The sequence below is a fragment of the Streptomyces sp. SID486 genome (assembly GCF_009865385.1).
Taxonomy (GTDB): domain Bacteria; phylum Actinomycetota; class Actinomycetes; order Streptomycetales; family Streptomycetaceae; genus Streptomyces.
Genome location: NZ_WWJT01000299.1, coordinates 1 through 11,365, shown reverse-complemented (window position 1 = coordinate 11,365; position 11,365 = coordinate 1). Strand labels below are relative to the sequence as shown.

Annotated in this window: 1 protein-coding gene; it reads left to right on the top strand. The window is 76.2% G+C overall.

Features of this window, described 5'->3' with window-relative positions:
• Positions 1-11,365: non-ribosomal peptide synthetase (locus GT045_RS13970; RefSeq protein ID WP_161334357.1), on the top strand; the 11,365-nt coding region annotated here is incomplete at both ends.

Sequence of the window (11,365 nt, the reverse complement as noted above, 5' to 3'; positions counted from 1 at the left end):
GGCACCCGCATGTACCGCACCGGAGACCTCGCCCGGTGGACCGCCGACGGCCGCCTGGACTACCTGGGACGCGCCGACGACCAGGTCAAGGTCCGCGGCCACCGCATCGAGCCCGGCGAGATCGAGGCCGCCCTGCTCGCCCTGCCCGGCCTCACCGCGGCCGCGGTCGTCGCCGTGCCCGACGCGCACGGCCACACCCGCCTCGCCGCCTACGTCGTCCCCGCCCCCGGCGCGCCCCGGCCCGCCCCCGCAGACCTGCGGGCCGACCTGCGCCAGGTCCTGCCCGACGCCCTGGTGCCCTCCTCCTTCACCCCGCTGGACGCACTGCCGCTGACCACCAGCGGCAAGCTGGACCGGCGTGCCCTGCCCGCCCCCGACCTCGAAGGCGGCGGCAGCGGACGGGAGTTCGTCGCCCCGCGCACCCCGGACGAGGAGACCCTCGCCGGGATCTGGGCCGAGGTGCTCGCGGTCGCCCGGGTGGGCGTCACGGACAACTTCTTCGAGCTGGGCGGCGACTCGATCCTGAGCATCCAGGCCGTCTCCCGCGCCCGCGCCGCGGGCCTGCGGATCAACTCCCAGGACGTCTTCCGGCACCAGACCGTCGCCGACCTGGCCGCCGCCGCGTCCCGGCGCACGGCCGCCGTGCCCGCGCCCCGGCGCCCGCGCGAGGACGGTCCCGCCCCGCTCACCCCGGTCCAGGAGTGGTTCTTCGCCACCCACGGCCCGCTGCGGCACTTCAGCATGTCGATGCTCGTCGACCTGCCGCGCGACCTCGACGAGCGCGCGCTGGAACAGGCCCTGGCCGCCGTCGTCGCCCAGCACCCCGCGCTGCGCACGTCGTTCACCGGCACGCCGGACGGGCTGCGGCAGCACCCCGGCACCGGACCGGCCACCGGACTCCTCACCCGCCACGGCCCCGGGACCTCGCCCGCCGAGGCCGCCGAAGCCGCCCGCGGGGCCCTGGACCCGGCCACCGGCACCCTGCTGCGCGCGGCCCTGCTCACCGGCCCGGAGCGCCCCCGGCTGTTCCTGACCGCCCACCACCTGGCCGTCGACAGCGTCTCCTGGCGCGTGCTGCTCACCGACCTGGAGCGGGCCTACCGGCAGGCCGCGGCCGGCGAGGAGGCGCGGCCGGAACCCGAGCACACCCCGTTCGCCGACTGGGCGCGCACCCTGGCCGAACGGGTAAGGAACGGCGACCTGGACGACGACCTGCCGTACTGGACCCGGGAGACGGCGCCGCCGCGCACCCCGCTCCCCGTCGACCTCCCCGGCACACCGACCGCCGGGTCCGTGCACACCGTCCGCACCCGGGTGGACCGCGCCACCACCGAGGCCCTGCTGCGCCGCGTGCCGGGCGTGTACCGCACCCAGGTCAACGACGTGCTGCTGAGCGCCCTGGGCCGGGTGCTGGCCGACTGGACGGGCGCCGACCGGGTGACCGTCGCCCTGGAGGGCCACGGCCGCGAGGAGGACCTGGCCGAGGGCGCCGACCTGTCCCGCACGGTCGGCTGGTTCACCACCCAGTACCCCGTCACCCTGACGCCGGCGGGCCCGGACGACTGGGGCGGCACGCTCAAGGCCGTCAAGGAAGGGCTGCGGGCCGTACCCCGCCGCGGCCTGAGCTACCAGGCGCTCGGGCACCTCGGCTCCCCCCGGCCGGAGGCCCGCGCCCTCGGCGAACTGCCCCTGCCACAGGTGTGCTTCACCTACCACGGCCAGTGGGAGGCGCCCGCCGGCGGAGACTTCGCCCCCGTCGCCGACGTCCCCGGCCGGGACATGGACCCCGCGGCGCCCCTGGACCACCTCCTGGACGTGTCCGCGCTGGTCACCGACGGCGAACTGGAGATCACCTGGCACTACAGCGACCAGGTGCACCGGCCCGGCACCGTCCGGGAGCTGGCCGACGGCATGGTGGCGGCCCTCGCCGCCCTCGCCGAGCACTGCGCACGGCCCGGCGCGGGCGGCCGCACCCCCTCCGACTTCCCGCTGGCCGGCCTGGACCAGGCCGGCGTGGACCGCCTCGTCGGCGACGGCCGGGACGTGGACGACCTGCTGCCGCTCACCCCCCTCCAGGAAGGCATGCTCTTCCACCGGCTGGTCGGCGGACCGGACGACGTGTACGTGGACCAGGCCGCCCTCCTCCTGGACGGCGTGACCGACCCCGACGCCCTCGCCCTGGCCTGGCAGCGCGTGACCGACCGCACCCCCGCCCTGCGCACCTCCGTGGTGTGGGAGGGCGTCCCGGTGCCCCTCCAGGTCGTCCACCGCCGTGTGGCCGTCCCCGTCGACCGGCTCGACTGGCGGGAGCTCGACGCGCGGGAGCGGGCCGAGCGGCTGGACCGGCTGCGCGCCGACGACCTCGCACGCGGCCTGGACCTCGGCACCGCCCCCCTGATGCGGCTCACCCTCGTCCGGCTGCCCGACGCCCGGCTGCACCTGCTGTGGACCTCCCACCACCTCATCCTGGACGGCTGGAGCCTGGCCCAGGTGCTCACCGAGGTGTTCGAGGAGTACACCGCCCTCACCACCGGCGCCGTGTCCCGGCCCCCGGCGCGCCGGCCGTTCGGCGACTACGTGCGCTGGCTGGCCGGCCAGGACGGCGAGGCCGCCCGCGCCCACTGGCGCACGGTGCTCGCCGGATTCGCCACCCCCACCCCGCTGCCCGCCGACCGCGCCCGGCGCCCGGGACACGAGACCCGCTCGGCGGGAGTGCACACCGCCGGGCTGTCCGAGGAGGTCTCCGCGCGGCTGGCCCGCACCGCCCGTACGGCCGGACTCACCCTCGGCACCGTGGTGCAGGGCGCCTGGGCGCTGCTGCTGTCCCGCTACAGCGCCGAGCGGGACGTGCTGTTCGGGACCACCGTCTCCGGACGCCCCGACGACCTGCCCGGCGTGGAGTCCATGGTGGGCATGTTCATCAACACCCTGCCCACCCGTGTCCGCGTGGACGGCCACCGCACCGCCGCCGCCTGGCTCGGCGAGCTGCAGGAGGCGCAGGCCGAGGCGCGGCGGTTCGCCGCGGTGTCACTGGCCGAGCTGACCTCGCTGAGCGACGTACCCGCCGGCAGCCCGCTGTTCGACAGCATGGTGGCCTTCGAGAACTACCCCTTCGACGAGGCCCGTTCGGCCGGCTCGGGGATCCGCCTCGCCGACGTCGGCGCCCGCGACGCCACCAACTACCCGCTCGTGCTGCGCGCCTACCAGGGCGAGCGGTTCGGCTTCGACCTCGCCTACGACCCTGAGCTGTTCGACGCCGCCACCGTGCGCGCCCTCGCCGACCGGCTGTGCCTGCTGCTCACCGAGCTGGCCGACGACCCGGACCGGCCCGTGCGCGCCCTCGCCTGGACGACCGCCGGGGAACGCCGGCGGATGCTCACCGACTGGAACGGCACCGAGGAGGGCCGGCCCGCCGACACCCTGGACCGCCTCTTCGCCGCACAGGCCGCCCGCACCCCCGACGCCGAGGCCGTCACCTGCGGCGACGACCGCCTCGACTACGCCACGCTGGACGCACGGGCGAGCCGCCTCGCCCACCGGCTCGCCGAACTCGGCGCCGGTCCCGAGACGTTCGTCGCGCTCGCGCTGCCCCGCTGCACCGACCTCGTGGTGGCCGTCCTCGCCGTCCTGAAGACCGGAGCCGCCTATCTGCCCATCGACCCCGGGCAGCCCGCCGAACGCCTCCGGCAGCTGCTCGCCGACGCGGCACCGGTCGCCCTGGTGACCACCACACACACCCCCGCCGGCCCGGACGTGCCCCGCATCGCACTGGACGACCCCGCGGTACGGGCCGACCTGGCCCGCCGCCCGGCCGCCGGCCCGGCCCCCGCAGCGCTGCCCGACAGCCCCGCCTACGCCATCTTCACCTCCGGCTCCACCGGCCGGCCCAAGGGCGTCGTCGTCCCGCACGCGGGCGTGGTCCGGCTGTTCACCCGCACCCGTCAGTGGTTCGGCTTCGGCCCCGACGACGTGTGGACGCTGTTCCACTCCTACGCCTTCGACTTCTCGGTGTGGGAGCTGTGGGGCCCGCTGCTGCACGGCGGTCGGCTCGTGATCGTCCCCGAGGACACCGCCCGCTCCCCGGAGGACTTCCTGCGCCTGCTCGCCGACGAACAGGTCACCGTCCTCAACCAGACGCCCTCCGCCTTCTACCCGCTGATCCGCGCCGACGCCGAACGCCCCGACGTCGGCCGCCGGCTGGCGCTGCGCACGGTGATCTTCGGCGGCGAGGCACTGGACGTGACCCGGCTCGCCGACTGGTACGCCCGCCACCCGGACACCGCGCCCCGCCTCGTGAACATGTACGGCATCACCGAGACCACCGTGCACGTCACCCACGCCGGCCTCGACGCCTCCCTGGCCCGCCCCGGCACCGCCACCCCCATCGGCACCGGCATACCCGACCTGCGGCTCTACGTCCTCGACGACACCCTCCAGCCGGTGCCGCCCGGTGCCGTCGGTGAGCTGTTCGTCGCCGGGGAGGGCCTGGCCCGCGGCTATCTCAACCGGCCCGGCCTCACCGCGGCCCGGTTCCCCGCCGACCCGTTCGGCCGGCCCGGCACCCGCATGTACCGCACCGGCGACCGGGCCCGCTGGCGGGCCGACGGCACCCTGGAGTACCTGGGCCGCGCCGACCAGCAGGTGAAGATCCGCGGCTACCGCATCGAACCCGGCGAGATCGAGGCCGCCCTGCACGCCCACCCGGGCGTCGGTGCCGCCGCCGTCGGCGTGTACGAGGACTCCGCCGGGACGCGCCGGCTGGTCGCCCACGTCGTCGGCACCGGTACCGGTGACACCGCCGCCGCACCCCCGCCCGCCGCCGAACTCCGTTCCCATCTGGCGGGGTTGCTGCCCGCACACATGGTCCCGGCCGCCTACGTGCCGATGGCCGGGCTGCCGCTCACCGTCAACGGCAAGCTCGACCGGCGTGCCCTGCCCGCGCCCGGCCCCGACGGCTTCGCCGCCGACGGCACGCGCACCCCGCCGCGCACCCCCGCCGAACGGCTGGTCGCCGCCGCCTGGACCGACGTCCTGGACACCGGCGAGATCGGCGCCGACGACGACTTCTTCGCCCTCGGCGGCGACTCCATCCTCGCCGTCCGCGTCACCTCCCGGCTGCGCGCCGCCTTCGGCCCGGACGTCTCGCCCCGGCTGCTGTTCACCCACCCCACGCTGTCCGACCTGGCGGCCGAGCTGGGCGAGCCCCGGACCGGCAGCACCGCCGACACCATCCCGGCCGCCCCGGCGGACACCCCGGCACCCCTGTCGTACGCCCAGCAACGCCTGTGGTTCCTCGACCGGTTCGAACCGGGCAGCACCGAGTTCACGACGCTGTCCGGCCTGCGGATGCGCGGCACGCTCGACATCGCCGCGCTGCGCACCGCCCTGGACGGCCTCGTCGCCCGGCACGAGGCCCTGCGCACCACGTTCGCCGAACACGACGGCCGGGCCCGGCAGATCGTGCACCCGCCCCGCCGCGTGGACCTCCCGGTGGAGGACCTCGCCGGCCCCGCGGCCCTGGACGCCCTCCTGGACCGCGAGGCCGCCACCCCCTTCGACCTCGCCGCCGGGCCCCTGCTGCGCGCCCGCCTGGCCCGGCTCGGCCCCGACGAGCACGTCCTCGTGCTCGCCGTGCACCACATCGTCACCGACGGCTGGTCCGGCGGCGTGCTCGCCCGGGACCTGGGCGAGCTGTACGCGGCGGCCCTGGCCGACCGCCGCCCCGAACTGCCCGGCCTGCCCGTCCGCTACACCGACTACGCCACCTGGCAGCGGTCCCGCGCCGACCGGGCCGAGAGCGAACTCGACCACTGGCGGCGGGTGCTGGACGGCGCGACCCCGCTGGAGCTGCCCACCGACCGGCCGCGGCCCGCCGTCCGCACCCGCGACGGCGCCCTGGTGACGTTCACCCTGCCCGCCGCGCTGACCGAGCGGCTGCGCGAGCGCGGCCGGGAGGCCGACGCCACCCTCTACATGACGCTGGTGGCCGCCTGCCAGGTCCTGCTCGCCCGCTGGGCGGGCCAGGAGGACGTCACCGTCGGCACGGTCACCGCCGGCCGGGACCGGCCCGAACTCCACGACGTGATCGGCATGTTCGTCAACACGCTGGTCCTGCGCACCCGGGTCCGCGCCGGCCTGCCGTTCCGGGAGCTGCTGGCCGAGGTGCGCACCACCGTCCTGGAGGCCTTCGCCCACCAGGAGGTGCCCTTCGAGCGCGTGGTGGACGCCCTCCAGCCCGAACGGGACACCAGCCGCACACCGCTCTTCCAGGTCATGGTCGCCCTGCACAACCTCGGTGCCGAGCCGCCCCGGCTGCCCGGCCTCGCCGTGGAGCCGGTGACCCCGCCGGTCCGCAACGCCACCTTCGACCTGGCCTTCGACTTCGTGGCCGGCGACGACGGCCTCACCGGATACCTGGAGTACAACACCGGCCTGTTCGACGCCGACACCGCCGAACGCCTCGCCGCCCGGCTGCGCGTCCTGCTGGAGGCCGCCGCCGACGACCCCGGGCAGCCCGTGGGCGCCCTGCCGCTGATGACCGGCGGCGAACGGCGGCAGGTGCTCCACTGGGCGGAGGGCGCCCGTCTGCCCGAGCCGGACACCACCTTCCCCGCCCTGTTCGAGGCCCAGGCCGCCCGCACACCGCACCACACCGCCCTGGCCGCCCGCGACGCCACCCTGGACTTCAGGGCGCTGAACGAACGCGCCAACCGGCTCGCCCACCACCTGATCGCCCTGGGCGCCGGCCCCGACGACGTGGTCGCCGTCCGGCTCCCCCGCACCTGCGAGCTGGTCGTGGCGCTGCTCGCGGTCCTCAAGGCGGGCGCGGCCCTGCTCTGCCTGGACCCGGAACTCCCGGCGGAACGCGCCGACTTCCTCGTCCGGGACGCCCGGCCGCACACCCTGCTGACCGACCTCGGCGCGGTGCCCTGGGACCGGCTTCCCGCCCACGACCCGACCGACGCCGACCGCGTCCGCCCCCTGCGGCCCCGGCACACCGCCTACGTCGTCTACACCTCCGGCTCCACCGGCCGCCCCAAGGGCGTCGCCGTCGAACACCGGCAGCTGGTCAACCTCTGCCACGACCACCGCACGGGCCTGCTCGCCCCGCACACCACCGGCGGGCGGCGGCTGCGGGCCGCCCTCAGCGCCTCCTTCTCCTTCGACACCTCCTGGGAAGGACCGCTGCTGCTCGCCCTCGGCCACGAGGTCCACCTCATCGACGAGGACGTACGCCTGGACCCGCAGGCGTTCTGCGCCCAGGTCGCCGGCGACCGCCTCGACCTGGTGAACGTCACCCCCTCCTTCCTGCGCGAACTGACCTCCGCGGGCCTGCTCGCCCCGGGCCGCCACCACCCCCGGCTGCTGCTCGTCGGCGGCGAGGCCGTCACCCCGGCCGGCTGGCGCGAACTCGTCCGCGCCGACCGCGAGCTGGGCGTGGCGGTCTACAACATGTACGGGCCCACCGAGTGCACCGTCGACGCCGTCTACGGCCGGTGCGCCGACCGGCCCGACCACCCGGTCATCGGCCGCCCCGGCGGCAACCTGCGCGCCCACGTGCTCGACGGAGCCCTGCGCCCGGTGCCGCCCGGCGTGCCCGGCGAGCTGTACCTGGCCGGTGAGCAGGTGGCCCGCGGCTATCTCAACCGGCCCGGACTCACCGCCGCGCGCTTCCTCGCCGACCCCTTCGGAGCGCCGGGGCAGCGGATGTACCGCACCGGTGACCGCGTCCGCTGGGACCGCGACGGGCGGCTGGAGTTCCTCGGCCGGGTGGACGAGCAGGTCAAGATCCGCGGGTTCCGCATCGAGCCCGGCGAGGTGGAGGCCGCCCTCCTGGAGCACCCCGACGTCGCCGACGCCGCCGTCACCGCGCGCGAACACGCCGGCCGCCGCATGCTCGTCGGTTACGTGGTGCCCGCCGCCGACCGCGTCCCGTCCGCGGACGCCCTGCGCCTGGCGCTGCGCCGCACCCTGCCCGACCACATGGTGCCCGCCGCGTTCGTCACGCTCGCCCGCATCCCCCGCACCACCAGCGGCAAGACCGACCGGCGTGCCCTGCCCGCCCCGCCCGCGCAGCCCGACGGCGCCACCCCGTACCTCGCGCCCCGGCCCGGCACGGAGGAACGCCTGGCCGCGATCTGGGCGGAGGTGCTCGGCGTCGAACGCGTCGGCGCGCGGGACAACTTCTTCGCGCTCGGCGGCGACTCCATCCTCAGCATCCAGATCGTCTCCCGCGCCCGGCAGGCCGGCCTCGCCCTCACCACCAAAGACGTCTTCCGCCACCAGACGGTCGCCGAACTCGCGCTGCGCACAAAGGAGTCGGCGCCGCGAGCCGAGACGGCCGCCGACACCGCGCCCGGCGAGGCACCGCTCACGCCGATCCAGCACTGGTACCTGGACGGCCGCGACCCCGCGGGAAAGCTCCGCTTCACCATGACCCAGCGCCTCGAACTCGCCCCGGACGCCGACCGGCAGGCGCTCCGCGCCGCCACCGACGCCCTCGTCCGCCGGCACGCGGCCCTGCGCACCCGGTTCCGCCATGGTCCCGAAGGCTGGCGCCAGGAAGTCCTGCCCGAGGCACCGGAGGGCGTCTTCACCCGCCACGACGTCGCCGGGCAGGACGACGCGGCCCTGGAGAGCGAGGTCCAGCGGCTCACGGACGAGGCCCAGGCCGCCCTCGATCCCACCACCGGGCGGGTCCTGCGCGTCCTGCACCTCGACCGCGGCCCCGCACGGCCCGGGCAACTCGTCGTCACCGCGCACCACCTGGTCGTCGACGGCGTCTCCTGGCGCATCCTGCTGGCGGACCTGGCGAGCGCCCACCGTGCGGCGGCGGCCGGCGAGCCGGTCCGGCTGCCCGCCCCCGGCACCTCCTACGGCCACTGGGCCGCCCGGCTCGACCGGCACACCCGCTCCGGGGCCCTGGACGCCGACCTGGCGTACTGGACCCGCACCGGAACGGCCCCCGCCGAACTGCCCGCCGGACGGCCCGGCCCGAACACCCACGGCACCGCCGCCACCCTCACGGCCACCCTGGACGCCGAGACGACCGACGCCCTGCTGCGCAAGGTCCCGCAGACCTACCGCACCCAGGTCAACGACGTCCTGCTCAGCGCCCTCGGCCGCACCCTGGCCCGCTGGTGCGGGCGCGACACCGTCCTGCTCGGCATGGAGGGCCACGGCCGGGAGGACCTCTTCGAGGACGTGGACCTGTCCCGCACCGTGGGCTGGTTCACCGCCGAGTTCCCGCTCGCGCTCACCGCCGGCCCGGACGCCGGCTGGCACGACACCCTCCGCTCGGTCAAGGAACAGCTGCGCGCCGTACCGCTGCACGGCCTGAGCCACGGCGCCCTGCGCCACCTCGTGCCCGGCAGCCCCCTCGCCGGCACCTCCGCACCCCAGGTCGGCTTCAACTACCACGGGCAGTGGGACACCGGCAGCGCCGACGGCCTGTTCCGCGGCTCGCTTCCCCCGGCCGGCCGGGACACCGACCCGGACGAGCCCCGCCCCTACCTGCTGGACATCACCGGCGTGGTCCAGTCGGGCCGCCTCGAACTCGGCTGGACCTACCCGGCGGAGGTCTACGACGAGAGCACCGTCCGCCGGCTCGCCGAGGAGACCCTCACGGCCCTGCGGGACATCGTGGCGCACTGCGCCCTCCCGGAGGCGGGCGGCCGCACCCCCTCCGACTTCCCCCTCGCCGGCCTCGGCCAGGACCGCCTCGACCGGCTCGTCGGCACCGGCCGGCACGTCGAGGACGTCCTGCCGCTCACCCCGCTCCAGTCCGGCATGCTCTTCCACGGCCTGGTGGACACCGAGCACGCCTACTTCGACCGCACGGCCGTACGGCTGGCCGGCGTGGCCGACCTGGCAGCCTTCGCCACCGCCTGGCAGCAGGTCGCCGACCGCACGCCCGCCCTGCGCACCAGCGTGCACTGGCACGGCCTGCCCCACCCGGTCCAGGTGGTCCACCGGCACGCCGAACTGCCCGTCACCCACCTCGACTGGCGCACCCTCACGCCCGCACAGCGCGCGCAGGCCACCGAGCGGCTGCTCGCCGAGGACCGCGCGGCCGGCATGGACCTCGGCACCGCTCCGCTCACCCGGCTCACCCTGGCCGCCCTGCCCGGCGACGAGGTGCTGCTGGTGTGGTCCACCCACCACATCGTCCTCGACGGCTGGAGCACCGGACAGCTGCTCACCGAGGTGTGCGAACGCTACGCGGCGCTGACCGGCGGTCCGGACCCGGCGCCCCCGGCACGCCGGCCCTTCGCGGACTTCCTGCACTGGCTGCGCGAACAGGACGAGTCGGCCGCCGAGCGGCACTGGGCCGACGCACTGGCCGGGTTCACCGCCCGTACCCCGCTGCCCTACGACCGCACCCCCGCCGAGGCCCACCGCGCGAGGTCCGCCGCCGCCGTCCCGCGCGAGCTGGACGCGGACGTCTCACGACGGCTGCGGGAGACCGCGGCCCGGGCCGGGCTCACCGTCAACACCGTCGTCGAGGGCGCCTGGGCGCTGCTGCTGGCCCGCTCCAGCGGCCGGGACGACGTCGTGTTCGGCACCACCGTCTCCGGCCGTCCGGCCGAACTGCCGGGCGTCGAAGGCATGATCGGCATGTTCATCAACACCGTGCCGGCACGGGTCCGTATCCCCGCCGGACCCGTGCTGCCCTGGCTGCGCGGGCTCCAGGAGAGCCAGAGCGACGCCCGCCGCTTCGACTTCCTCGCCCTGCCCCGCATCCAGGCCGTCAGCGAAGTCCCCACCGGGGAACCGCTGTTCGACAGCATGGTGGTGTTCGAGAACTACCCCGTCGACGAGTCGGCCACCGCCCGCACGGGCGTCCGGGTCGAGGAGGTGCGCGCCGACGACGCCACCACGTTCCCCTGGTGCCTGCGCGCCCACCTGGCCGACCGGCTCGGCTTCGACCTCGCCTACGACCCCGCCCTGTTCGACCCCGCCACCGCCGAACGCGCCGCCGACCGGCTGGCCGCCCTGCTCACCACCCTCGCCGACGGGTTCGACGCCGACCTCGCCGGCCTCGACCTGCTCACCGCGGCCGACCGCGACCTGCTGGCCACCTGGAACACCACCGCCCGCCGGGCCGCCCCGAGCAGCCCCGTGGACCTGTTCACCGGACAGGCCCGGCGCACCCCGGACGCGATCGCGGTCCACGACGGCGACCGCCGGCTGACCTACCGCGACCTGAACGACTGGTCCGCGGCACTGGCCGCCCGGCTGGTGGCCGACGGGCTGGCGCCCGAGGACCGGGTGGCGCTGCTCCTGGACCGCTCCGCCGAACTCGTCGTCGCCCAGCTGGCCGTGCTCATGGCAGGCGGGGCCTACGTCCCCGTCGACACCCGGG